The organism is Streptomyces sp. NPDC056161, from assembly GCF_042268025.1.
Classification (GTDB): domain Bacteria; phylum Actinomycetota; class Actinomycetes; order Streptomycetales; family Streptomycetaceae; genus Streptomyces.
On sequence record NZ_JBHJUV010000039.1, the window covers coordinates 43854 to 68416 of the forward strand.

Consider the following 24563-nt stretch of genomic DNA (forward strand, 5'->3'; position numbering starts at 1 on the left):
GGCCGCCACGACCGGCGGACCGACCACCTGGGCCACGCCGAGGTCTTGACGACGCCGGTTTGACGACGCCGGTCCTGACGACGTCAGGGGCTCGCCCGCCCGGTGGATCCGAGGGAGGGGCACGACGGTGCGAGCGCGCAGGCCGGACCGGTTTCGCGGGCACGCGCGCGTCGGTATGGTCCCGCCGTCCCGCCGTCCCGCCGTCCCGCCGTCCCGCCGTCCCGCCGTCCCGCCGTCCCGCCGTCCCGCCGTCCCGCCGTCCCGCCGTCCCGCCGGCCGCCCGGGTCCGGGGACGGCGGGCGCCGGGCCGTTCCCGGTGGTGTGCCTACGGTTTGACCGACCGGTAGTACCGCCGGGCGCCTTCGTGGAGGGCCAGCGGATCGGTGTAGATCGCGGTGCGCAGATCGACGAGTTGGGCGGAGTGGACGTGGCTGCCGATGTCGTCACGGCTCTTGATCACCGTACGGGTCAGCCACTCGGTCAGCTTCGGGTCCATGTCCTTGCGGGTGATCAGCAGGTTGGAGACGGCGATCGTCGGCACGGGCACGTTCTGCTGGGCGGCCGGATAGGCCGACTCGGGCATGCTGGTGGTGCGGTAGTAGCGGGTGACGTCGCCCTGGCCGCGCAGCTTGGCCACGAGGTCGGCCCCCATCGGGATGAACCGGATGGCGAAGTTCCGGGCCACCTCGGACAGCCCCTTGGTCGGCAGGCCGCCCGACCAGAAGAACGCGTCGATGTCGCCCGCCTTCAGCCGGTCGGGCCCGGTGTCGATCCCGTCGGCCAGCGGCGTGATGTCCTTTCCGGGGTCGATGTCGGCCGCTCTGAGGATCCGGTCGGCGATGAGCCGCACCCCGGAGTCGACCGGCCCGATGGCCACCCGCTTGTGCCTCAGGTCCGCGACCGAGTGCACATCGGAGTCGCGCGCCACGATGAGCTGCATGTAGTCGTCGTACAACCGGGCCACGCCGCGCAGGTCCCGCGCGCCGGGCTGGTTCCCGAGCAGGTACGTCTCCACCGCGTCGGCCGCCGCGATGGTGAAGTCGGCCTTGCCGGTCGCCACCCGCTGCACGTTCTCCTGCGAACCCGCGCTGCTCAGCAGCTTCACCGTCAAACCCGGCATGTCCTTGTCGAGTTCGCTGCGCAGCCGCTGGCCGTATTCCTGGTACACCCCGCGCTTCGTCCCGGTGCTGAAGACGATCGTCCCGGTCGGCGGGGTCTCGCCCAGGGGCAGCAGCCACCATGCCAGCAGTGCGAGGGCGACGGCGCCGACCGCCGCGCCCTGGAACGTCCGGCGCCTGCCGAGCCGGGGGAACACCTTGGACATGCGCGCGATCCTGCCAGTCCGTGCGCGCTCCTGACCAGGCCGAGCAGCCACAGTGATGTCACAGCCGGCCGCTACAGTCGCCGTATGACCTCTTCGCCCGCCGACCTCGTCCGTGAGTTCCACCTGGCCTTCGGCCTCGACGCCCGCAGCAGACCGGCCGAGGTGTCGCCCGAACTGGCCGCGCACCGTGGGGAACTGCTCGCCGAGGAGGCCGCGGAGGTCGCCGAGGTCTCGGTCACGGGCCCCCTGGACCGGCTCGCGCACGAACTGGCCGACGTGGTCTACGTGGCGTACGGCACGGCGCTGGTCCACGGGATCGACCTTGACGCGGTGCTGGCCGAGGTGCACCGCTCCAACATGAGCAAGCGCGGGCCCGACGGACAGATCTCCCGCCGGGCCGACGGCAAGGTGCTCAAGGGCGATCACTACGCGGCGCCGGACGTCACCGAGGTCCTGCGCCGCCAGGGCTGGGCCGCGGGCGGCGGGCTCCCCGAAGGCGCCTGACCTCGGGTCCCGGGCGGGAGCGGCGCCCGGCCCGAGGGCCGCGGCGGGGCCCGGTGGTGGCCCCACGGGCCGCACCGGCGGGGGCCCGCCGGGAAGCGCCTACCCTTGAGGAATGACCAGCAGCAGCGACCGGAGCCCCGCGGTGGACGTTCGAGGACCTAAGAGCTACGAGATCCGCACCTACGGGTGCCAGATGAACGTCCACGATTCCGAGCGATTGTCCGGGCTGCTCGAAGAAGCCGGTTACGTGCGCGCGCCCGAGGGTTCGGACGGCGACGCGGACGTCGTCGTCTTCAACACGTGCGCCGTGCGCGAGAACGCCGACAACCGCCTGTACGGCAACCTGGGCCGGCTCGCGCCGAAGAAGACACAGCGCCCCGGGATGCAGATCGCGGTCGGCGGCTGCCTGGCCCAGAAGGACCGGGACACCATCGTGAACAAGGCGCCCTGGGTGGACGTCGTCTTCGGCACGCACAACATCGGCAGGCTCCCGGTCCTGCTGGAGCGCGCCCGTGTGCAGCAGGAGGCCCAGGTCGAGATCGCCGAGTCGCTGGAGGCGTTCCCCTCGACGCTGCCGACCCGGCGGGAGAGCGCGTACGCGGCCTGGGTGTCGATCTCCGTCGGCTGCAACAACACCTGCACCTTCTGCATCGTCCCGGCGCTGCGCGGCAAGGAGAAGGACCGCCGCCCCGGCGACATCCTCGCCGAGGTCGAGGCCCTGGTCGCCGAGGGCGTCTCCGAAATCACGCTGCTCGGCCAGAACGTCAACGCGTACGGCTCCGACATCGGCGACCGCGAGGCGTTCAGCAAGCTGCTGCGCGCCTGCGGCGCCGTCGAGGGCCTGGAGCGGGTGCGCTTCACCTCGCCGCACCCCCGCGACTTCACCGACGACGTGATCGCCGCCATGGCCGAGACGCCGAACGTCATGCCGCAGCTGCACATGCCGCTCCAGTCCGGATCCGACACCGTGCTGAAGGCGATGCGCCGCTCCTACCGGCAGGAGCGCTACCTCGGGATCATCGAGAAGGTGCGCGCCGCGATCCCGTACGCGGCGATCACCACCGACATCATCGTGGGCTTCCCCGGGGAGACGGAGGAGGACTTCGAGCAGACCCTGCACGTCGTCCGCGAGGCACGCTTCACGCAGGCGTTCACCTTCCAGTACTCCAAGCGGCCCGGCACCCCGGCCGCCACCATGGACGGCCAGATCCCCAAGGAGGTCGTCCAGGCACGCTACGAGCGGCTCGTCGCCCTTCAGGAGGAGATCTCCTGGGAGGAGAACAAGAAGCAGGTCGGCCGCACCCTGGAGCTGATGGTCGCGGAGGGCGAGGGCCGCAAGGACGGCGCCACCCACCGCCTCTCGGGCCGTGCCCCCGACAACCGTCTGGTCCACTTCACCAGGCCCGAGCAGCCGGTGCGCCCCGGCGACATGGTCACCGTGGCGGTGACGTACGCCGCCCCGCACCACCTGCTCGCCGAGGGACCCGTCCTCGACGTGCGCCTTACACGCGCGGGTGACGCGTGGGAGAAGCGCACCGCCGAGGAGTCGGCCAAGCCGGCCGGCGTCATGCTGGGCCTGCCGAAGATCGGCGCTCCGGAGCCCCTGCCGGTCGCCGCGGGCGCCTGCGGCTGCGACTGACGTACGCTGCCGGTCATGCTCGTCGCCGCCGCCGTCTGCCCCTGTCCGCCCCTCCTCGTGCCCGAGGTCGCCGCGGGCGCCGCGCCGGAACTGGACGCCGCGCGTGCCGCGTGCGCGGACGCGCTCGGTGTACTGGCGGCGGCCCGCCCCGACCGGCTGGTGGTCGTCGGGCCCGCCGAGCAGGAAGGGCGCGGTGCCCACCCGCAGGGCGCCCGGGGATCGTTCCGCGGGTTCGGTGTGGATCTCGACGTGCGGCTGGGCCCCGCCGGGGATCCGTCGGCCGACGAGCGCGAGCTGCCGCCGTCGCTCGCCGTGGCCGCGTGGCTGCTGCAACGGACCGACTGGGCCGATGCCCCGATCGAGGGACTCGGCGTCGGGGAACCGCTGGCGCCCGAGCGGTGTATTGAAGTGGGAAGGGAAATCGGCGCGCGGGCCGCGCGGACGGCACTGCTGGTGATGGGCGACGCCAGCGCGTGCCGCACGCTCAAGGCACCGGGCTACCTGGACGAGCGGGCGATGCCGTTCGACGAGGAGGTCGCGCGTGCCCTGGGGACGGCGGACTGGGCCGCACTCGTGGCACTGGACGCCGAGTTGGCGTACGAACTGAAGGTCTCGGGCCGCGCCCCGTGGCAGGTCCTGGCGGGTGCCGCCGAGGGCGCGGACCTGACCGGCACCCTCCTCTACGAGGACGCGCCCTACGGCGTGGGGTACCTGGTGGCGGCCTGGTCATGAGGCATGTGGTCCGCGTCCCGGACGCGGACCACATGATCAGGAGGACGGCGGGGGTGTCTCCGACGTACCGCCCGCCGTGCCGGTCGTCTCCTTGGTCGGCGTGGTCCCACTCGCGCCGGCAGCGCCGCCGTCCGCCTCGGACTCGCCCTTGTGCGCGATCCGGTCCATGGCGTCCTTGGCCTTGTGGGTACCCGCGTGGATCTTGTCGCTGTACTTGCCCTTGGTCTTCTCGTCGACCACCTTGGCGGCCTTGTCGAGACCGTCCTGGATCTTGCCCCCGTGCTGCTGCGCGAGGTCCGACACCTTGTCCTTGGCCGGGCCCAGCTTGGCCTTCACATTGTCGAAAAGACCCATGGTCCACTCTCCTTGCCGGACGGTTGCGTGCGGGCACCCGCACCGTCCCCGTCGTCGCCGCGGCGCCCGCGCCGGTCCCGGTCGAAAGCGACCGGAACGCGGGGCGGCGCGCCCGCATCCGCTTCCGTCGAGTGCCCGTACGTGAAGTGCCCACATACGCTCCATACGGTACCCGCGCGGGCGGAATTACGCGTGACCCCGAACCTTTCCTGACGGCCCTCGAACCGGCCCGGGGCGCGGGGAACGGCGCCGGGCGGGGCGTGCGGCCCGGCCGGTCGGCCGGCGGTGCTGCCGGGCGGGCTGTGAGACCCGCTGCCGCATCCGCCGGGCGGGTCGGGGAACCCTGCCGGCGGGGCCGCACGCCCCGCCTGGACCCCGCCCGGTGGGAAGAGGAGCCCTGTCGGGAGGGGCGCGACCCCCGTGGGGCGGGTCCGCCGTGCACGGCCGTCGCACAACCCGATCGCAATACGGCCCGGGGGTTTGCGAAACTGGGGCAGTGAGCAGTGCACCCCCCGCCCCCCGAGTCATCGCCGTCGTCGGACCCACCGCGGCGGGCAAGTCCGATCTGGGCGTCTTCCTCGCCCAGCGGCTCGGCGGCGAGGTGATCAACGCCGACTCCATGCAGCTCTACCGTGGCATGGACATCGGCACCGCCAAGCTGACGCCCGAGGAGCGCGGCGGCGTCCCGCACCATCTGCTGGACATCTGGGACATCACGGTCACCGCGTCCGTCGCCGAGTACCAGAGGCTGGCGCGCGCCCGGATCGACGCCCTGCTCGCCCAGGGACGCTGGCCGATCCTGGTCGGCGGCTCGGGCCTCTACGTCCGCGGAGCGGTCGACAACCTGGAGTTCCCCGGCACCGACCCCGAGGTCAGGACCCGGCTGGAGGACGAACTCGCACTGCGCGGCTCGGGGGCGCTGCACGCACGCCTCGCCGCCGCCGACCCCCAGGCCGCCCGCGCGATCCTGCCCAGCAACGGCCGCCGTATCGTCCGGGCCCTGGAAGTGATCGAGATCACGGGCCGGCCCTTCACCGCCAACCTTCCGGGCCCCGACTCGGTCTACGACACCGTCCAGATCGGCGTCGACGTGGCCCGCCCCGAACTCGACGACCGCATCGCCCGCCGCGTCGACCGCATGTGGGAGGCGGGCCTGGTCGCCGAGGTGCGCGCACTGGAGGCGCGCAGCCTGCGCGAGGGGCGTACGGCGTCGCGCGCGCTCGGCTACCAGCAGGTGCTCGCGGCACTGTCCGGGGAATGCACCGAACAGGAGGCCCGGGTCGAGACCGTACGCGCCACCAAACGCTTCGCGCGCCGCCAGGATTCGTGGTTCAGACGAGACCCCCGTGTGCACTGGTTGAGTGGGGCCGTGGCAGACCGTTCGGAACTTCCGCACCTCGCACTGACGTTGGTCGAACGACCGGTCACAGCCTGATCACGTGATGGCATCGGGATGCGCCGCCGGTTATCGGGGCCTGTGGCGCCATGCCATCATCGAGCTTCGATCGACCAAGTGGAGTCCGAGTTGGGAGGGCGCGTGGCGATGGAGGCCGGCCCTCGCGACACCGCACAAGACACCGAGCACGCCACCCCCGGAAGGGGCGAAGCGGAGCAGGGCGAGGACGGCCTGAGCCCCGACGGACCCGACGAGACGCCGGGTGGTGTGACCGACGACGGGCCGGCACCCGAGGAGATGTTCACCAGCGGGCCCGAGGTCGAGGTCGAACTGCGGCCGCAGCGTCGGCTGCGCATCTGGCAGCTCGCCCCCATCGTGGCCCTGGCCGCGGTCGGCTCCCTCATGTTCGCCTTCCCGCTCGCCTTCGACTTCGGCGACAGCGGCGCGGTGATCGCGATGCTCGGCCTGCTGATCTGCGCCTGCTCCGCCGGCTGGGGCATGATGGCCGCCCGCCGGGTCGGACACACCCTGCCGGGACTGCCCCCGCGGGGCTCGGGACGCCGCCCTGACTGGCGGGTCCTCCTGGCCTACGTCCTGGTCGTGGCCGTGGTGGCGGTCCTCGCCGTGTGGCGGGTGGCCCGACTGCGCCACTGATCCGGACGTGCCGGGCCGGCGCACGGCAGGCCCGCCGGACACGGCGACGCCGTTGCGGTCGCGTACCTCCGCGCGACCGGTGAGCCGCGGGCCTCGAACCGCTGTGGGTCTTTGAACCCCAGTCGCTCTTGGAATCGTCGCAGGTCCTGGAACCGCCGTGGGTCTTGGCGCCGTCGTCGGTCCCGGCACCGCCGCACGACCCGGCGATGTCGGGGCGACCCCGTACGATCGAGGAATGAGCACGCGGATCGCCTTCCTCAAGGGTCACGGCACGGAGAACGACTTCGTGATCGTCCCCGACCCGGACAACACCCTCGACCTGACGCCGGCCGTCGTCGCGGCCCTGTGCGACCGCCGCGCCGGCCTCGGCGGCGACGGTGTGCTGCACGTGGTGCGCTCCGCGGCCCACCCGGAAGCCGCGGGGATGGCGTCCGACGCCGCATGGTTCATGGACTACCGCAACAGCGACGGATCGATCGCGGAGATGTGCGGCAACGGAGTGCGGGTGTTCGCCCGCTACCTCCAGCACGCCGGGCACACGGACGAAGGCGATCTCGCCATCGCCACGCGCGCGGGTGTGAAGACCGTGCACATCGCCAAGAACGGCGACATCACGGTCGGGATGGGGAGCGCGCGGCTGCCCGAGGGAGACGTGACGGTCGCCGTCGGCGAGCGCAGGTGGCCCGCGCGGAACGTGAACATGGGCAACCCGCACGCCGTCGCCTTCGTCGACGACCTCGCGCACGCCGGCGATCTCCTCGCCCCGCCGCCGTACAGCCCGGCCGCCGCCTACCCCGACGGGGCCAACATCGAGTTCGTCGTCGACCGCGGACCCCGGCACGTCGCGATGCGCGTGCACGAGCGCGGCTCCGGCGAGACCCGCTCCTGCGGCACGGGCGCGTGCGCCGTCGCCGTGGCCGCCGCCCACCGGGACGGGGCCGATCCGGCCGTCACCGGAGCGCCGGCGACCTACACCGTGGACCTGCCCGGCGGACGCCTGGTGATCACCCTGCGGCCGGACGGCGAGATCGAGATGACCGGTCCCGCGGTGATCGTGGCCGAGGGCGAGATCTACGCCGAATGGCTGGAGAACGCGGTCCGCTGACCCGCGCGGCGCGGCGGATGCCCGGGAACGGACCCCGCGAAACGCGGCGCGACCACCCGCCACGCGCGCTCTCGGCGACGGCCGCGCTCGTCGGTGACGGCCGCGCTCTCGGCAACGGCGTCCGCGGCCGAGTGAACCGGTTCGAGACCCCGGTCACCGCTGTCCGCGGCCGAGTGAACCAGTTCGAAACCACGACCGACCCCAGAGCGCTCAGCGCGATCGTAAACCTCCGGATCGTCGCTCAAACAGGTGATCCGTTTCACGCTCGGCGAGAGGCGGTCAGTCGGGCGTGATGGGCTCGATAGCATCAAGCACCGGCACGGACGGGGGGACGTCGCCATCCCTGAGCCTCGTATGCCCTGGGGCTCCGTCCGCCGGTCCACGAGCCGGAGGTGCCCATGAGTGCGGAGGCCACTAACCCTGCGACGCCCGGTCCTGCAATCCCTGCAGTGGCCCGCAGGAAGGCCCGCCCCCGGATCGATCTGCGCCGGCTCGGGCGGGCCGCGCTGCTCGGCCCCGCGGCGCGCGACCGGCTGCCCGACGCCATCGGCCATGTCGTCGACGCCCACCGGGCCCACCACCCCGACGCCGACCTCGAACCGCTGCGCCGCGCCTACGTCCTGGCCGAGTCCTCGCACCGCGGCCAGCTGCGCAAGAGCGGCGAGCCCTACATCACGCACCCCCTCGCCGTGACCCTGATCCTCGCCGAACTCGGCGCCGAGACCACCACCTTGACGGCCTCCCTGCTCCACGACACGGTCGAGGACACCGATGTGACGCTGGACCAGGTGCGCGAGCAGTTCGGCGAGGAGGTCCGCTACCTGGTCGACGGGGTCACCAAGTTGGAGAAGGTCGACTACGGGGCGGCCGCCGAACCCGAGACCTTCCGCAAGATGCTCGTCGCCACCGGCAACGACGTCCGCGTGATGTCGATCAAACTCGCCGACCGGCTGCACAACATGCGCACCCTCGGCGTGATGCGCCCCGAGAAACAGGCCCGGATCGCCAAGGTGACCCGCGACGTCCTGATCCCGCTCGCCGAACGGCTGGGCGTCCAGGCGCTCAAGACCGAACTGGAAGACCTCGTCTTCGCGATCCTCCACCCCGAGGAGTACGCGCGCACCCGGCAACTGATCGCCGACAACGAGACCCGCCCCGACGACCCCCTGGCCGTGATCGCCGACGAGACCCGCACGGTCCTGCGCGATGCCGGAATCCAGGCCGAAGTCCTCATCCGGCCGCGGCACTTCGTCTCCGTGCACCGCGTCTCCCGCAAACGGGGACGGCTGCGCGGCGCCGACTTCGGACGCCTGCTCGTCCTGGTCAACGAGGACGCGGACTGCTACGGCGTGCTGGGCGAACTGCACACCTGCATGACACCCGTCGTCTCGGAGTTCAAGGACTTCATCGCCGTACCCAAGTTCAACCTGTACCAGTCGCTGCACACCGCCGTCGCCCGCGCCGACGGCCAGGTCGCCGAAGTCCTCATCCGCACCCACCAGATGCACCGCGTCGCCGAGGCGGGCGTGGTCGCCCTCGGCAACCCCTACGCCCCGCCCGCCGACGAACACGCCTCGGCGGCCGACGGCGAACGCGCCGACCCGACCCGCCCCGGCTGGCTCTCCCGGCTCCTCGAATGGCAGCGGGGCGCCCCCGACCCCGACACCTTCTGGTCCACGCTCCGTGAAGACCTGGCCCAGGACCGCGAGATCACCGTCTTCCGGCCCGACGGCGGCACGCTGGGCCTGCCCGAGGGCGCGACCTGCGTGGACGCCGCCTACGCCCAGTACGGCGAGGACGCGCACGCCTGCATCGGCGCCCGCGTCAACGGTCGCCTCGCCACCCTCAGCACCGTCCTCAGGGACGGCGACTCCGTCCAGCTCCTCATGGGCCAGGACCCGGCCTCCGAACCCTCCCGGGACTGGCTGGAGCACGCCCACACCCCGGCCGCGCGGATCGCCATCCAGCGGTGGCTCGCGGCACATCCCGAGGCGCCGGCGCAGGATCCGGTGGGGGAGCACGTCCGGTTCGGGCAGCGCCGCGCCGACACCGCCGACGCCGCCGGCACTCCCGGCGCCGCGGCCGTTCCGCGGTCCGGGACGCCCGCCACCGACCCGACCGCGCCCGAGGCCGATCCCCGCCGTCCCGCTTCCGGAGGCGGGCCCGAGGGCGCCGGCACTCCTGCCGGCGGTGCGCCGGGCGCGCACTCCGCGGGCAACGGCGTACGCGCCGGAGGCCCCGGCGCACGCTCCAAGGGCCCCGGCACGCGTGCCAAGAACGGTGGCCGCCGCCTCGGGGGCGCCGACCTCCTCGTCGACCGCCCCGGTGCCGTCGTACGACTCGCCGGGTGCTGTACGCCCGTGCCGCCCGACGAGATCACCGGCTTCTGCGTGCGCGGCGGCGTGGTGACCGTGCACCGCGTGCACTGCGCCGCGGTCACCCGCATGAAAAGCGGGGGGCGCGCGGAAATCGGCGTGCGCTGGGGTGAGAGCGCCGCGTGCCGGGTCACGCTGGTCGCCGAATCGTTCGGCCGCCCCCATCTGCTCGCCGACCTCACCGAGGCGATGGCCCTGGAGGGCGCCGAAATCGTCTCAGCGACCGTCGAGCCGCCGAGCCAGCAGCGCGTCCGTCACACCTACACCCTGCAACTGCCCGACGCGGCCCGACTCCCGGCCCTGATGCGGGCCATGCGCAACGTACCCGGCGTGTACGACGTGGGCCGCGCCCAGCACCAGGACCCGCCCGCCTGAGCTGCTCTCCGGCCCGGGTGGGATGTCGGTATCCGGGGCGCGGCAGGGTGCCGGACCTCGGCCCGGCACCCAGGTCGCGCCGGGCCCCGGCCTGCCCGGGGGCGTCCGGTGGCGGGCCAGGGAGACCAGGGTGGCCAGGGAAGGCGCGTGAAGACAGGCAGACCGGCGTGGTCTGGGCGCTCCCGGGCACCCCTGAGTGCCCCGGCGGCGCCCACCGGACCAACCCGTTCGGGTGGGCCCGGCGCGAGTCGCCACGGTCGCGCACGTGCGCGCTGGTAGCGGTGGTGCATGCTGCTCACCCCTCGCACCCGGTCGCCCCGGGCCGCCCGGGGCCGGAAGGCCGCCCTCCTGGCCGCCGCCGTGTCCCTGTGCCTGCTGTCCGCGAGCGCCCCCGCCGCACCGCTGGGCGTCGGCGACCGACTCTTCCCGTACCTCGGCAACCCCGGATACGACGTGGCGTCGTACGACCTCGACCTCACCTATCCCGGCAGCAACGACAAACCCCTCAAGGCCGTCACCACCATCGACGCCTGGACGACCACCGTCCTGGACCGGCTCAACCTCGATTTCGCGCACGGCACGGTCGAATCCGTGGAGATCGACGGCAAGGCGGCAGGTTTCGTACGGGCCGGGGACGACCTGGTCATCACCCCGGACAGGCCGCTGCCCCAGGGCGACTGGCTGCGGATCACCATCCGGCACACCAGTGACCCGAGGCCCGTCAAGGACCGGGACGGCGGCTGGGTGCGCACCACGGACGGCCTCGCCATGGCCAACCAGGCCGACGCCGCGCACCTCGTCTTCCCGTGCAACGACCACCCCTCCGACAAGGCGCTGTTCACCTTCCGGATCACCGCCCCCAACGACTACACGGCCGTCGCCAACGGCCTGCCGACCGGCGTGGACCGGGTCGGCTCCAAGACCACCTGGACGTATCGCAGCCAGCACCCCATGGCCACCGAACTCGCCCAGGTGTCCATCGGCCGCTCCAGCGTGCTGCACCGCAAGGGCCCGCACGGACTGCTCGTCCGCGACGTCGTGCCGACCGCCGACCGCAAGACCCTCGAACCGTGGCTGGCCAAGACCCCCGACCAGATCGCCTGGATGGAGAGCAAGGTCGGAACCTACCCCTTCGAGACCTACGGCCTGCTCATGGCCCAGGCGGCCACCGGCTTCGAACTGGAGACGCAGACGCTCTCCCTGTTCGAGAAGGAACTGTTCACCGAACCCGCCTACCCCAAGTGGTACGTCGAGTCGATCATGGTGCACGAGCTGTCCCACCAGTGGTTCGGCGACAGCGTCAGCCCGCGGGCGTGGTCCGACCTGTGGCTCAACGAGGGGCACGCCACCTGGTACGAAGCCCTGTACGCGGAGGAGAAGGCCGACCGGCCCATGGCGGACCGGATGAAGGCCGCCTACGGCGCCTCCGACCGCTGGCGGGACTCCGGCGGGCCGCCCGCCGCGCCCAAGCCGCCCAAGCCGGGCCAGAAGATCGGGATCTTCCGGCCGAACGTCTACGACGGCGCCGCGCTGGTCCTCTACGCACTGCGCCAGGAGATCGGGCGCCCCGCCTTCGAGCGGCTGGAACGGGTCTGGGTGCAGACCCACCGGGACAACACCGCGACCACGGCCGACTACGAACGCCTCGCGTCCGCCATCGCCGGCCGTGACCTGACCGGGTTCTTCAAGGACTGGCTGTACGGCGCGAAGACCCCGCCGATGCCCGGACACCCGGACTGGAAGTCCACACCGCCCGCCAAGAACGCCTCGGGGCCGACCACGAGGAACGCCCACGGGCCCGCTACGGGGAACCCCCACGGGCCGACCACAGGGAACGCCACCCACGGGCCGACTGCGAAGAACGCCCACGGGCCCGCTACGCGGAACGCCCCGGAGCCGGCCGCGGAAATCGCTCCGGAACCCCCGAGGAAGACCCCGGCGCTGAAGGCCGCGGGCTGAGACCGGGCGATAAGCCGATGACGAGACGGCCGTGCCGTGCGACCATCGTGAGGTCGGCGCGGCACGGGACCCGGGAATCTACCGCGGCTCTCGTGCGTTGTACCAAACGGCCGCCGTAACGGAATCCACTGCGACGTAAGGACCCAATGACCTCCTCTTCTTCCGCTTCCCAGGACACCAGGCGCAAGCGCCTCGCGCACGACCACCCCGAAGGTCTTCGGGCCGATGCCCTGATGGAAGAGGACGTCGCCTGGAGCCACGAACTCGACGGAGAACGGGACGGCGACCAGTTCGACCGCTCCGAGCGCGCGGCCCTGCGCCGCGTGGTGGGTCTCTCCACCGAGCTGGAGGACGTCACCGAGGTCGAGTACCGGCAGCTCCGCCTGGAGCGGGTCGTGCTCGTCGGGGTGTGGACCTCCGGCACCGTGCAGGACGCCGACAACTCACTCGCGGAGCTGGCCGCCCTCGCGGAGACCGCCGGCGCACTGGTGCTCGACGGCGTCGTCCAGCGCCGCGACAAGGCGGACCCGGCCACCTACATCGGCTCCGGCAAGGCCGAGGAACTGCGCGACATCGTCCTCGAAACGGGCGCGGACACCGTCATCTGCGACGGTGAACTGAGCCCGGGCCAGCTGATCCACCTGGAAGACGTCGTCAAGGTCAAGGTCATCGACCGTACGGCCCTGATCCTGGACATCTTCGCCCAGCACGCCAAGTCCCGGGAGGGCAAGGCGCAGGTCGCGCTCGCGCAGATGCAGTACATGCTGCCCAGGCTCCGCGGCTGGGGCCAGTCGCTGTCCCGCCAGATGGGCGGCGGCAAGGGCGGCGGCCTCGCCACCCGTGGCCCCGGTGAGACCAAGATCGAGACGGACCGGCGACGGATCCGCGAGAAGATGGCGAAGATGCGCCGGGAGATCGCGGAGATGAAGACCGGCCGTGAGATCAAGCGCCAGGAGCGCAGGCGCCACAAGGTGCCGTCCGTCGCCATCGCGGGCTACACCAACGCCGGCAAGTCGTCCCTGCTCAACCGCCTCACCGGCGCGGGCGTCCTGGTCGAGAACGCCCTGTTCGCGACCCTGGACCCGACCGTCCGCCGGGCCGAGACCCCGAGCGGCCGGGTGTACACGCTCGCCGACACCGTCGGCTTCGTCCGGCACCTGCCGCACCACCTGGTCGAGGCGTTCCGCTCCACCATGGAGGAGGTCGGAGACTCCGATCTGATCGTGCACGTGGTGGACGGCTCGCACCCGACCCCGGAGGAGCAGCTGGCGGCCGTGCGCGAGGTGATCAGGGACGTCGGCGCCACCGATGTGCCCGAGATCGTCGTGATCAACAAGGCGGACGCGGCCGACCCACTGGTGCTCCAGCGGCTGCTGCGTGTCGAGAAGCGGTCCATCGCGGTCTCGGCCCGAACCGGCCGGGGCATCGACGAACTGCTTGCGCTCATCGACGACGAGCTGCCCAGGCCGTCGGTCGAGATCGAGGCCCTGGTGCCCTACACGCACGGCAAGCTGGTCGCCCGTACCCACGCCGAGGGTGAGGTGATCTCCGAGGAGCACACCGCGGAGGGCACACTGCTCAAGGCACGGGTGCACGAGGAACTGGCGGCCGACCTCGCGCCGTACGTCCCCGCGCCGCTCGCCTGAGCCACCGCGACACAGCCGGAGGACGAAGGCCCGCTCCCACGGAAGCTTCTTTTCGTGGGAGCGGGCCTTCGCCTCCGGCCTGCCGCAGCCACTCCCTGCTCAACCTGCCTCCGCTACCCCTTGCCGCGCTGAAATACGGCTGGGCGATGAGGAGGCGACGCAACCAGCGACGTAGCCAGGTAGCGAGGTGCCGGACGGTCAGGCGGTGCGGCCCGGGGTGTGAAGATTCCCCCGCGGACCCGCGAACGCCTCACACCCCGGGTCGCGCCGGCCAGCCGCTACCGCTCGGCGAATTTCCCGCTGACCGCGCTGTACACGTCCTTGGCCACACCACCCAGCCGAGGCCCCGCCAGCCACCCTGAACTCTCCGGTCCGATGGACGTGTTGGACACCAGCACCGGCTCGCCGTCGGAACCGGTCTCCACCCAGCCACCACCGGATGATCCGCCGGTCATGGTGCAGCCGATGCGGTACATCGTCGGGTCCGACTTGCTGATCGACAGCCGACCCGGCCTGTCCTGGCACTGATACAGCGACTGGCCGTCGAACGGCGCCGCCGCCGGATAACCGGTCGCCGTGACGCTCTGTACCCTCGGCACCGCCGGGGCGGCGAAGTCCACCGGAAGCGCAGAACCGACCGTCTCCTCCAGCGACTTGCCACTGCCACCCTGCTCGGGCGTCACATGGATCACCGCGAAGTCGTACGCGGCGCCCTCCCCGCCCGTCTGCCCGCCCTGCTCGATCCACTGCTGCGAGGTCTGCACCCAGTCACCCCACCAGACGCCGTACGGAGCGATCTGATCCTTGGTGGCGCTCTGCACCTCCTCGTTCGTCATGCCCTGGTCGTTGTACGACGGCACGAACGCGATGTTGCGGTACCAGCCGCCCTTCTTGCCGGCATGCACGCAGTGTCCCGCGGTCCACACCAGGTTGGACTTGCCGGGATGCGCAGGGTCCTCCACCACTGTCGCCGAGCAGACCATCGTGCCCTCGGGGGAGTCGAAGAACACCTTGCCCGCTGTGGCGGCGTTGGCGCGATACGGCGGCTGCACCGCCTGCGCCTTGACCGGCGCCGGCGTCGGGTCGGTCACACCCTGGTCACCGGAGAGGTCATTGTCGTCGACACCCCGGTCCGGGTCGTCGGCGCCCCGCATCCGGTCCGGGTCCCACAGGCCCTTGATGATCGGATTGATGAACTCGTTGGCCTCGCGCAGCCAGTCGTCCTTGTCCCAGTTCTTCCAGGCGCCGTTCTTCCACTGGTCGAGGTCGATCCCGTGCTCTTTGAGCTTGTCCTTGATGTCGTCGGGGATCGTGATCTTGCCGTCCCCGCCGGCCGCGGAGGCACTCGGCCCTCCGCCTGCGCTGTCGCTGCCACCGGCGCTGCACGAGGTGGCGGTGAGAACCAACGCCGAGGCGAGGGCGACGGCCGCCAGCACTGGGGAGATTGCGGGGCGTGTACCCCTCCCACGGCGAGCGGTGAAGGACGGCCGTATCGATCGCATGGTCTTGACTCCCCCTGGTGGTAAGGAAACTCGGCGCCGCGGCTGCGAAGTCGGTTGAAGCTCCAGGGCAGTTCATGCCGCTGTCGCGGCTCCCCGCGCACGGCACCACACACTATGCGCTCGCTGTGGGCGGCTTCCGACGGAACAGCAACAACTACGTCACGGCAAGGATCTTGAAGCAAACCGTAACCAGGTGGGCGGTCCGAGGTTGTAGCGGCGAGGGGCCTGCTGCCCATGCCCGGTCCCGTGGATCAACTCGCCTCTGGACAGCGGGAGGACTCGGAGCTGTGGCTGCGACCGATTCGGCAAGCGATTCGGTGTCCGGAGAGACGTCCGGAGGAGCGCACGCCGCGCACGACGGCACCCCGAAACGCCGACCGCCCCGCGATTCGACGACCCGCACCCGCAGCCACCACCACCCCGACGCTCCGATGCCGGCGCCCGGACTGCCCACCGCCCGTACGGAAGGCAGCCGCACGAACTGTGTGAAGGGCAACAGCCGCTCGGGACGGGCAGCGGACGTGGGCGTAAGCGTGGGGGCGGCACGGCCGAGGGAAGCGGATGTGGGCCAGGGGTGTCGGCGGGCCGACCCCGATCCGGCGAGCACGACAGCGGATCGGGTGAGGGGACCTGGTTCGAGGGGAACGGGTTCGAGGGGAACGGGTTCGAGGGGAACGGGTTCGAGGGGAACGGGTTCGAGCAAAGGGGGTTCGAGGGAAGTAGGGCCTGGCCGGGGGCAGGACCGGACGGGGCAGCCGGGTGGGGTGTCCGGCGCGGTGAGCGGCAGGTGGTCGGGAGGATGGCGGCCCCATCCCGTGACGCCACGCCGGCGCCGTGACCGGCCTGCCGAACTCGGCGGTTGTCATGCCGGCATCGAGCGGCAATCGCCTCCGCCGACCAACGCCGACAGACAGCCGGTCACGATGGCCGACCGACTGACCAACATGGTGATGGCTGTGCCGGACAACGCCACCGAGTCCAACACCTGCCCCTGGCACCCCGCAGGCCACACCATCGGTTTCGCCGCAGGTCTCACCGTCGGGTCCGATGCAGGTCGCACCGTCGGATCCGATAGAGGCCGCACCATCCGTCCCGGCGCAAGCCGTATCCGCACCATCCGTCCGGGCGGCCCTTTCGCCGCAAGCCGTACCGGCCTTTCCGGCACAGGCCGCACCAGACTCTCCGGCACCGCACCCTCCGCACTGACCCCATCCCCCGGTCGGCAGCTACGGGCCGGACGGGAGACACACGCCGGACAGGAGCCGCGTGCCGGACGGGAGACACACGCCGGACAGGAGCCGCGTGCCGGACGGAAGAGACAGGCCGGATGGCACACGTGGGATGGCCGCAACCGCCCATGACGTCCCCCGCCCCGGCACCTTCCCGTGAGCCTCTTACCCGTGAGCCTCTTGAGTCACGTACTCCCCATGCCACCGTCCCTTCGCCCCTTCAAGGAATCACCACGTTCGCTCCCTCTTGAACCGCCTCCCCCACCATCGCGTCACCGCCCCGACTCTTCGCCGTACGAGGCCGAGCGACCTCGGAGGCCATCGATCACCTGCTCCGCGCGCTCCCAAGGAACAGTCTTGAACGCCAACTCCACCCCCTGCGGCCGTTCCCACGCCCGTGACACCACCTCCCGGAAGACTCAGCCCTCGTTGTCGCCGACAGCCGAGCGGGTACCCGAGCAGCGACCACGGACCCCGGACGCGCAACGCCCACACCGCGCATCCGACGACCTACTGGAGCATCCCGACCCCCATACGGCCGCCCAGAGCGCCGCCGTGGAGAACCTGCTCCGCTGCTGGGTCCGCGAGACGAACCTCACTGCTCCCGACGTGGGCACCCACACGCTCCGTATCCCGCTGCCGACGAGCGGCACTGCCCTGACAGCACTGGTTCGCTACTGGTCCCCGACCGGCTGGCACCGCTTCGGCCTCCCCCACCTGGCCGATGCTCCCGAGAGCGCCCCACCCGTGGACGCCGCGACGCTCGCCGCCCTGATCGCCCGGGAGACGGCCGGTGGCACCGGCACCAACCCCGTCACCCCGGACACCGCGGTGATCAGCGACTCCGGAGACCTGGTAGCACGGGTGGCCGATTCGGTCCGCCGTACCGCCGCCTTCATCAGCGACCGCCGTGCCCACCCCGCCGACGGCCATGACCGGTTCCTCAGCGCTGAACAGGCGCTCCTGCTCGGGCACCCGCTGCACCCCACCCCGAAGAGTCGCGAAGGTCTGTCCGAAGCCGAAGCCCGCCCGTACTCACCGGAATTGCGCGGCTCCTTCCCTCTGCACTGGCTGGCAGTAGCACCTCCCTTGCTCGTCACCGATTCGGCCTGGACCGAACGCGGACGTCCCCTTCGCGCGCAGCACCTCGTGACACGGCTCGCCGGTCCGGGGCTGCCCCTGCCCGACGGGTACGCAGCTCTGCCCCTGCACCCCTGGCAGTCGCGGGAGATCCGGCACCGGGAGGACATCGTCGCCCTCCTCGACGCTGGGCTGCTCCGGGAACTCGGTCCCTTCGGCTCCCTCTGGAATCCCACCTCCTCCGTACGTACCGTTCACCACTCCGGCGCTCCCGCGATGCTCAAACTCTCGCTGGGCCTCCGGATCACCAATTCCCGTCGGGAGAACCTTCGTAAGGAACTCCACCGCGGTGTCGAGGTACACCGCTTGTTGCGTTCCGGCCTGTCCCAGCGGTGGAAGGCCGCGCATCCGGGCTTCGACATCGTCCGTGACCCTGCGTGGCTGGCCGTCGACGACCCGGCCGGCCTGCCCGTCCAGGGCCTCGACGTGGTGATCCGGCACAACCCCTTCGCACCGGCCGACGACGTCTGCTGCATTGCCGGACTCGTCGCGCCCCGGCCCATGACGCGCCCCGACGCAGGCCCGCACCCCGTGTCCCCGGGAACACGACCGCACGGGTCACGCCTGGCCGACGTCGTCACGCGGATCGCCGAGCGGACCGGCCGCCCCCGTGGAGCGGTGGCCGTGGAATGGTTCCTGCGCTACCTGGAGCAGATCGTGCGTCCCGTGCTGTGGCTGGACAGCGAGACGGGGATCGCCCTGGAGGCACACCAGCAGAACACGTTGCTCCTGCTGGACGGCGACGGCTGGCCCGCTGGTGGCCGCTACCGCGACAACCAGGGCTACTACTTCCGCGAGTCCCGACGAGCCGAACTCGACGCCCGACTGCCAGGCATCGGCGAGCACAGCGACACGTTCGTCTCCGACGAGATCACCGACGAACGTTTCGTCTACTACCTCGTCATCAACAACGTGTTCGGCCTGATCGGCGCTTTCGGTTCACAGCAACTTGCCGACGAGCGCCTGCTGCTGGCCGCGTTCCGTCGCTTCCTCGCCGACACCGCCGTGGGGCCCGCACCGCTGCGGACCTCACTGCCCGCCCGCCTGCTCGACTCTCCGGTCCTGCGCTGCAAGGCCAACCTGCTGACCCGGCTGCACGGCCTCGACGAACTCGTCGGGCCGGTGGACACCCAGTCCGTCTACGTCACCATCGCCAACCCCCTTCACTCCTGAACCGAACAACACCCACTTCCACCACCCTCCGAGGAATGCGATTCACCTCGGCCCCCGAGAGGAGCGCGCCGTGCCTCCCGCCGACGCGAGCACCGATGCCGACTCGATCCCCGCTCACCCGGGCTCCTCCGACTCCGGAGGGAACAGCGAGGACACGCTGGACCTGCGCCTCCCCGACGAACTCGTCGCTTTCTTCGCAGGGGAGCCGGACGACGACGAAGGCGGGAGGGCCGCGGGTCCGATCGCCACGACCGGTGTACAAGGGCCGTCTTCGGCGGGGGCCTCGGCGGGCCCGGCGGCGGATGTCGGCCGGCGCCCATGGGAGTTGGGCTCCGGACCGACCTGCCCGCCGCCGGACACCGTCTCGTCCTTCGCGGTCTCGTCCTTCGCGGGCGAGGCCGGCGACCCGGGCTTTGGGGCGGCCACTCGGTCGTTCTCCGCGGCGGGCGCCACCACGGTCTCCATTGCGGGCGACGACCTGCTCGACCATGTCGCGGCCTGGGGCGCGACCACGACGTCCGCGGGCCGGTTCCAACTGGTCCCCGTCTGCCTCGACCACGACCTTCTGCTCATCAGCCGGTGGATGAACGACCCGGCGGTCGCGGCGTTCTGGGAACTGGCCGGTTCACCGGAGCGGACCGAGGCCCACCTGCGTGCGCACCTCGCAGGTGACGGCCGCAGCGTTCCGTGTCTCGGCGTGCTGGACGACACTCCGATGAGCTACTGGGAGATCTATCGGGCCGACCTGGACCCACTGGCCCGCCACTATCCGGCCCGTCCGCACGACACCGGAATCCACCTCCTGGTCGGCGGTGTCGCCGACCGGGGCCGGGGTCTTGGATCCACGCTGCTCAGAGCCGTGGCCGACCTGGTTATGAGCCGACGGCCGACTTGCGCACGAGTCGTGGCCGAGCCTGACCTTCGCAACACTCCGTCCATCGCCGCCTTCCTGAGCGCAGGCTTCCGATTCACCGCCGAGGTCGAACTGCCCGCCAAGCGGGCCGCTCTGATGATGCGCGACCGGTCACTGCGCGATGTGCTGTAGCGCCGAGTGACGACGCGTTCACATGTAGTACGAATCTCGCGTCGATCCGGTTCCCGTTCTCGCACTGTCAATTTCGACGGGGAGCCGGACTGCCGGTCCGCTGCGGTCTCCCGCGGTTTCCGAATCCGTGGCTTCCCGCCTCCGACCCGGCGCCGCCGTCTCGTCCCGTATCCGCCGAGGAGCCCCGCCATGATCCGCCCAGACCTTCCCCGACACCTGCCGAGGCCGCCCGGCCCACTGCTTGGCCCTCGGTCCGGCGTCGGCCGAACGCCGCCGTTCACCGGGCCGCCCCTCTGCCCCGTCTTGATCGCGCGTTTGTCGGTGCCGGGCCGTAGGGTGGTCGGGCTATGACGAAGCCCTCACTCCCCGAACTCCTCCGTGCCGCTGTCGAGGCCGTCGGCGGCACGGAGCGCCCCGGTCAGGTGACCATGGCCGAATCGGTCGCCGAAGCGATCGACGACGGATCCCATCTGCTGGTCCAGGCCGGCACCGGCACCGGTAAGTCCCTGGGTTACCTGGTGCCCGCGCTCGCCCACGGGGAGCGCGTGGTCGTCGCGACCGCCACGCTGGCCCTGCAGCGCCAGTTGGTGGAGCGTGATCTCCCCCGAACGGTCGAGGCGCTGCACCCGCTGCTGCGTCGGCGCCCGGAGTTCGCGATGCTCAAGGGGCGATCGAACTATCTGTGTCTGCACCGTCTTCACGAGGGTGTGCCGCAGGACGAGGAGGAAGGGCTCTTCGATCAGTTCGAGGCGGCGGCACCGACCAGCAAGCTGGGCCAGGACCTGCTCCGGCTGCGGGACTGGGCGGACGAGACCGAGACGGGGGACCGGGACGATCTGACCCCGGGTGTGTCCGACCGCGCCTGGGCGCAGGTGTCGGTCTCCTCACGGGAGTGTCTGGGCGCCTCGAAGTGTGCGTACGGCGCGGAGTGCTTCGCCGAGATGGCCCGAGAGCGGGCCAAACTCGCCGAGGTCGTCGTCACCAACCACGCCCTGCTCGCGATCGACGCCATCGAGCGCGCCCCGGTGCTTCCCCAGCACGAGGTGCTGATCGTGGACGAGGCGCACGAACTCGTTTCACGTGTCACCGGCGTCGCGACCGGTGAGCTGACTCCAGGCCAGGTCAACCGGGCGGTGCGCCGCGCCGCGAAGCTGGTCAACGAGAAGGCCGCGGACCAGCTCCAGACCGCGGCCGAGGGCTTCGAGCGGCTGATGGAACTGGCCCTGCCCGGCCGCTTGGAGGAGATCCCGGAGGACCTCGCCTACGCCCTGATGGCCCTGAGGGACGCCGCTCGCACGGTCATCTCCGGGATCGGCGCGACCCGGGACAAGTCGGTGCAGGACGAGGACGCCGTCCGTAAACAGGCCCTGGCATCGGTGGAGACGGTGCACGACGTCGCGGAGCGCGTGGTGAACGGCTCCGAGTGGGACGTCGTCTGGTACGAACGCCACGACCGGTTCGGCGCTTCCCTCCGAGTCGCCCCCATGTCCGTCTCCGGGCTCCTCAGGGAGAAGCTCTTCGCGGACCGTTCCGTTGTCCTCGCGTCGGCGACGCTCCAGCTGGGCGGCGATTTCAACGGGATCGGAGCCTCCCTCGGCCTCGCCCCGGAGGGCACGGAGGGAGAGGATCTCCCCCGGTGGAAGGGCATCGACGTCGGCTCGCCCTTCGACTACCGCAAACAGGGCATCCTGTACGTGGCCAAACACCTGTCCCGACCGGCCAGGGACGGCGACCGCGCCGACATGCTCGACGAACTGGCCGAACTCATCCAGGCGGCGGGCGGTCGCGCTCTCGGCCTCTTCTCCTCCATGCGGGCCGCACAGCTCGCCGCCGAGGAACTGCGGTCGCGTATCCCTGAGTTCCCGATCCTGCTCCAGGGCGAGGAGACCCTCGGCGAGCTGATCAAGAATTTCGCCGCCGATCCCAAGACCTGCTTGTTCGGCACGCTGTCGCTGTGGCAGGGCGTCGACGTCCCGGGAACCAGCTGCCAACTGGTCGTGATGGACAAGATTCCCTTCCCGCGCCCTGACGATCCGCTGATGAGCGCCCGGCAGAAGGCGGTGGAGGACGCGGGCGGCAACGGCTTCATGGCCGTCGCCGCCACTCACGCGGCACTGCTGATGGCGCAGGGCGCGGGCCGGCTCGTCCGGGCGTCCGGCGACCGGGGTGTGGTCGCCGTACTGGACCAGCGGCTGGCGACGGCACGGTACGGCGGTTACCTCAAGGCGTCACTGCCCGACTTCTGGTACACCACGGACCGTAACCAGGTACGTAAGTCCCTCGCCGCCATCGACGCCGTCGCGCAGCAGGCGGAAGCACAGTGATCACGGGATCGGCCCGTCCCTGAGCGGGGACAGGCCGGTCGATCACGCTGAGCCGACGGCGGCCGGCTTCCACAGAGGCGGCTGGCTTCCGTAGGTACGACGGCGGTCGTGAGATACGACGGCGGCCGTTGTCCGCACATACAGGCAGGGCCCCGGAACCGGCGCAGGGGTTCCGGGGCCCGGTCAGGGGACGAACCGGCGGCTCGTCCGTCCGGCCGTCAGACGCGGCGCAGGACGGCGACGACCTTGCCCAGGATGGTCGCGTCGTCGCCGGGGATCGGCTCGTACGCCGAGTTGTGCGGGAGGAGCCAGACATGGCCGTCCTCGCGCTTGAAGCGCTTGACGGTGGCCTCGCCGTCGAGCATCGCGGCGACGATGTCGCCGTTCTCGGCGACCGGCTGGCGACGGACCGCGACCCAGTCGCCGTCGCAGATCGCGGCCTCGATCATGGAATCGCCGACGACCTTCAGGACGAACAGTTCGCCGTCCCCCACCAACTGGCGGGGGAGGGGGAAGACGTCCTCGACCGACTCCTCGGCCAGGATCGGGCCACCGGCGGCGATACGGCCGACCAGGGGCACGTAGGAAGCGGCGGGCTTGCCTGCGGTGTCCGTGGGCTGCACGGTCACGGTCTGGTCGGAGCCGCGGACCTCGTACGCGCGCGGGCGGTGCGGGTCACGACGCAGGAATCCCTTGCGCTCCAGCGCCATCAGCTGGTGCGCGACCGAGGAGGTGCTGGACAGGCCCACTGCCTGGCCGATCTCCCGCATCGACGGTGGGTAACCACGCCGCTGCACGGAGTCCCTGATGACCTCGATGACTCGGCGCTGCCGATCGGTGAGCCCCGAACTGTCCGCCCGGATGCCTGGAGGTCGGCCGGGCATGGAGCGCTTGTGCGCTTCGGGACTCGCGGCATCGTTCATGGCATGCACCGGCTCAATTCGGCCCTGGGGGCGGTCCTGGGCAGTGATGGCGGCACTGTCTGCGGTCGTGGTCACGTCGGCCCCTCTCGATGGTCTCCCTGCTGCACAACGGTAGTTGCTTTCGAAAGGTTGCGCCAAACACACGTTCGAGTGAAAAAACGCGGTTCGTCTCGCGTGATCACATGTCTGGGTGTATGGCTGACGCGGTACCTAGCGGATAAAGAGGCTCATTGTTGTACTCTTCACCGCCGAGGTGCCGACCTCGTGGGTTGTGCAGTCAGTCTGCCATCCGGCGGCCCGTCGGCCGGGAGCCGGTCCTCATCTGCGCCGGAGTCCTACGTGTCCTCCGTGCGGCATCCACGGTATCTCCGTATTCCCCGCGGGGTGCCCGCGCGACACGCGCGCGTGCCGAAGTATTGAGCCAGGCACCACATCTAGTGGTTGGATTGCTACAGCTGCCCACAAGTTGTGGTCCCCCGGGTCTTCGATGTCCGAGAGATCGCCTATGCTGGTGGCTGCTTCGAGGGACCCGGGTGGTCTGTCGAGGCCATTGAGTCTGCTGTGAGGAGGGTTGGAGATCATGCACTGCCCCTTCTGCAGGCACCCCGACAGCCGTGTCGTGGACAGTCGTACGACCGACGACGGCACGTCGATCCGCAGGCGCCGGCAATGCCCGGACTGCTCCCGTCGCTTCACGACCGTGGAGACGTGTTCGCTCATGGTGGTCAAGCGGTCGGGAGTCACCGAGCCCTTCAGTCGTACCAAGGTCATCAACGGCGTGCGCAAGGCATGCCAGGGGCGGCCTGTCACGGAGGACGCGCTCGCCCAGCTCGGCCAACGGGTCGAGGAGGCGGTGCGGGCCACCGGAAGCGCCGAGCTGACCACGCACGACGTGGGGCTGGCCATACTCGGCCCCCTGCAGGAACTGGACCTCGTCGCCTTTCTGCGGTTCGCGTCCGTCTACCGGGCGTTCGACTCGCTTGAGGACTTCGAGGCGGCGATCGCCGAGCTGAGGGAAGTGAGGCAAGGCCCTGCCGCGGACGACGAAGACGCGGGATCGCGGGGCCGGAAAGAAGAGCGCGGGCGCGGAGGGGCCACCGAGGCCCCGGTGCCCGCCCACGCCGCCGACTGAGGGCGCGCCGGAACGGACCAGCGGTCCGGGAT

General features: G+C 71.1%; 17 protein-coding genes. 13 read left to right on the plus strand and 4 right to left on the minus strand.

What is annotated here, in order from left to right:
* Positions 1 to 325: 325 nt before the first annotated feature.
* Positions 326 to 1324: a TAXI family TRAP transporter solute-binding subunit gene (locus ACFC09_RS30720; RefSeq protein WP_376533606.1), complete on the minus strand. Its 999-nt coding sequence runs from the start codon at positions 1322 to 1324 to the stop codon at positions 326 to 328.
* Between the two features lie 84 nt (positions 1325 to 1408).
* Between ACFC09_RS30720 and ACFC09_RS30725 the strand changes: the two genes are divergently transcribed.
* From ACFC09_RS30725 to ACFC09_RS30735, 3 genes are all read left to right on the plus strand, one after another.
* Positions 1409 to 1828, plus strand: coding sequence for a MazG nucleotide pyrophosphohydrolase domain-containing protein (locus ACFC09_RS30725; RefSeq protein ID WP_376533607.1), 420 nt, complete (start codon positions 1409 to 1411; stop codon positions 1826 to 1828).
* Positions 1829 to 1940: 112 nt separating this feature from the next.
* On the plus strand, positions 1941 to 3467 hold the full coding sequence (gene miaB / locus ACFC09_RS30730; RefSeq protein ID WP_376533608.1) for a tRNA (N6-isopentenyl adenosine(37)-C2)-methylthiotransferase MiaB: 1527 nt from the start codon (positions 1941 to 1943) through the stop codon (positions 3465 to 3467).
* A 15-nt stretch (positions 3468 to 3482) separates the two neighbouring features.
* On the plus strand, positions 3483 to 4199 hold the full coding sequence (locus ACFC09_RS30735; protein ID WP_376533609.1) for a class III extradiol dioxygenase subunit B-like domain-containing protein: 717 nt from the start codon (positions 3483 to 3485) through the stop codon (positions 4197 to 4199).
* Positions 4200 to 4235: 36 nt separating this feature from the next.
* On the opposite strand, the gene ACFC09_RS30740 is transcribed toward ACFC09_RS30735, so the two are convergent.
* Entirely contained in the window at positions 4236 to 4553 is a 318-nt protein-coding gene (locus ACFC09_RS30740) for an antitoxin (protein ID WP_376533610.1), read from the minus strand.
* A gap of 496 nt (positions 4554 to 5049) precedes the next feature.
* Between ACFC09_RS30740 and miaA the strand changes: the two genes are divergently transcribed.
* The 6 genes from miaA to hflX all read left to right on the plus strand — a co-directional run bounded on the left by miaA (position 5050) and on the right by hflX (position 14063).
* Positions 5050 to 5988: a tRNA (adenosine(37)-N6)-dimethylallyltransferase MiaA gene (miaA, locus tag ACFC09_RS30745; RefSeq protein WP_376533611.1), complete on the plus strand. Its 939-nt coding sequence runs from the start codon at positions 5050 to 5052 to the stop codon at positions 5986 to 5988.
* A gap of 108 nt (positions 5989 to 6096) precedes the next feature.
* Positions 6097 to 6603 (plus strand): hypothetical protein, encoded by a 507-nt coding sequence (locus ACFC09_RS30750; protein WP_376533642.1) that lies wholly within the window; start codon positions 6097 to 6099, stop codon positions 6601 to 6603.
* Positions 6604 to 6838: 235 nt separating this feature from the next.
* Positions 6839 to 7708, plus strand: a complete 870-nt coding sequence (gene dapF, locus ACFC09_RS30755; protein ID WP_376533612.1) for a diaminopimelate epimerase — start codon at positions 6839 to 6841, stop codon at positions 7706 to 7708.
* A gap of 398 nt (positions 7709 to 8106) precedes the next feature.
* Complete coding sequence (locus ACFC09_RS30760; protein WP_376533613.1) at positions 8107 to 10458, plus strand: RelA/SpoT family protein; 2352 nt, start codon at positions 8107 to 8109, stop codon at positions 10456 to 10458.
* Between the two features lie 288 nt (positions 10459 to 10746).
* Positions 10747 to 12417, plus strand: a complete 1671-nt coding sequence (locus tag ACFC09_RS30765; protein WP_376533614.1) for a M1 family metallopeptidase — start codon at positions 10747 to 10749, stop codon at positions 12415 to 12417.
* A 146-nt stretch (positions 12418 to 12563) separates the two neighbouring features.
* The gene (gene hflX / locus ACFC09_RS30770; RefSeq protein ID WP_376533615.1) at positions 12564 to 14063 is read left to right on the plus strand and encodes a GTPase HflX; all 1500 of its coding nucleotides are present in this window, start codon (positions 12564 to 12566) and stop codon (positions 14061 to 14063) included.
* Between the two features lie 278 nt (positions 14064 to 14341).
* Here hflX and ACFC09_RS30775 read toward each other — a convergent pair whose 3' ends face one another.
* A complete protein-coding gene (locus tag ACFC09_RS30775; RefSeq protein WP_376533616.1) occupies positions 14342 to 15565 on the minus strand; it encodes a trypsin-like serine peptidase in 1224 nt (407 codons plus the stop codon).
* A 1427-nt stretch (positions 15566 to 16992) separates the two neighbouring features.
* Between ACFC09_RS30775 and ACFC09_RS30780 the strand changes: the two genes are divergently transcribed.
* The 3 genes from ACFC09_RS30780 (at position 16993) to ACFC09_RS30790 (ending at position 22476) form a co-directional block, all read left to right on the plus strand.
* Positions 16993 to 19107, plus strand: a complete 2115-nt coding sequence (locus ACFC09_RS30780; RefSeq protein ID WP_376533617.1) for an IucA/IucC family protein — start codon at positions 16993 to 16995, stop codon at positions 19105 to 19107.
* A 70-nt stretch (positions 19108 to 19177) separates the two neighbouring features.
* Positions 19178 to 20152 (plus strand): GNAT family N-acetyltransferase, encoded by a 975-nt coding sequence (locus tag ACFC09_RS30785; RefSeq protein WP_376533618.1) that lies wholly within the window; start codon positions 19178 to 19180, stop codon positions 20150 to 20152.
* 347 nt (positions 20153 to 20499) lie between these two features.
* Complete coding sequence (locus ACFC09_RS30790; RefSeq protein WP_376533619.1) at positions 20500 to 22476, plus strand: ATP-dependent DNA helicase; 1977 nt, start codon at positions 20500 to 20502, stop codon at positions 22474 to 22476.
* Between the two features lie 218 nt (positions 22477 to 22694).
* Here ACFC09_RS30790 and lexA read toward each other — a convergent pair whose 3' ends face one another.
* Positions 22695 to 23474 carry a transcriptional repressor LexA gene (gene lexA, locus ACFC09_RS30795; protein ID WP_376533620.1) on the minus strand — a complete coding sequence of 260 codons (780 nt, stop codon included), beginning with the start codon at positions 23472 to 23474 and terminating at the stop codon, positions 22695 to 22697.
* 505 nt (positions 23475 to 23979) lie between these two features.
* Between lexA and nrdR the strand changes: the two genes are divergently transcribed.
* Positions 23980 to 24531 (plus strand): transcriptional regulator NrdR, encoded by a 552-nt coding sequence (nrdR, locus tag ACFC09_RS30800; protein WP_376533621.1) that lies wholly within the window; start codon positions 23980 to 23982, stop codon positions 24529 to 24531.
* Positions 24532 to 24563: the final 32 nt, after the last annotated feature.

Bases quoted from the DNA above. Each gene is read 5' to 3' on its own strand.
- ACFC09_RS30720 (WP_376533606.1), bottom strand. From the start codon at position 1,324: ATGTCCAAGGTGTTCCCCCGGCTCGGCAGGCGCCGGACGTTCCAGGGC.
- ACFC09_RS30725 (WP_376533607.1), top strand. From the start codon at position 1,409: ATGACCTCTTCGCCCGCCGACCTCGTCCGTGAGTTCCACCTGGCCTTC.
- miaB (WP_376533608.1), top strand. From the start codon at position 1,941: ATGACCAGCAGCAGCGACCGGAGCCCCGCGGTGGACGTTCGAGGACCT.
- ACFC09_RS30735 (WP_376533609.1), top strand. From the start codon at position 3,483: ATGCTCGTCGCCGCCGCCGTCTGCCCCTGTCCGCCCCTCCTCGTGCCC.
- ACFC09_RS30740 (WP_376533610.1), bottom strand. From the start codon at position 4,553: ATGGGTCTTTTCGACAATGTGAAGGCCAAGCTGGGCCCGGCCAAGGAC.
- ACFC09_RS30750 (WP_376533642.1), top strand. From the start codon at position 6,097: ATGGAGGCCGGCCCTCGCGACACCGCACAAGACACCGAGCACGCCACC.
- dapF (WP_376533612.1), top strand. From the start codon at position 6,839: ATGAGCACGCGGATCGCCTTCCTCAAGGGTCACGGCACGGAGAACGAC.
- ACFC09_RS30760 (WP_376533613.1), top strand. From the start codon at position 8,107: ATGAGTGCGGAGGCCACTAACCCTGCGACGCCCGGTCCTGCAATCCCT.
- ACFC09_RS30765 (WP_376533614.1), top strand. From the start codon at position 10,747: ATGCTGCTCACCCCTCGCACCCGGTCGCCCCGGGCCGCCCGGGGCCGG.
- hflX (WP_376533615.1), top strand. From the start codon at position 12,564: ATGACCTCCTCTTCTTCCGCTTCCCAGGACACCAGGCGCAAGCGCCTC.
- ACFC09_RS30775 (WP_376533616.1), bottom strand. From the start codon at position 15,565: ATGCGATCGATACGGCCGTCCTTCACCGCTCGCCGTGGGAGGGGTACA.
- ACFC09_RS30780 (WP_376533617.1), top strand. From the start codon at position 16,993: ATGCCACCGTCCCTTCGCCCCTTCAAGGAATCACCACGTTCGCTCCCT.
- ACFC09_RS30790 (WP_376533619.1), top strand. From the start codon at position 20,500: ATGACGAAGCCCTCACTCCCCGAACTCCTCCGTGCCGCTGTCGAGGCC.
- nrdR (WP_376533621.1), top strand. From the start codon at position 23,980: ATGCACTGCCCCTTCTGCAGGCACCCCGACAGCCGTGTCGTGGACAGT.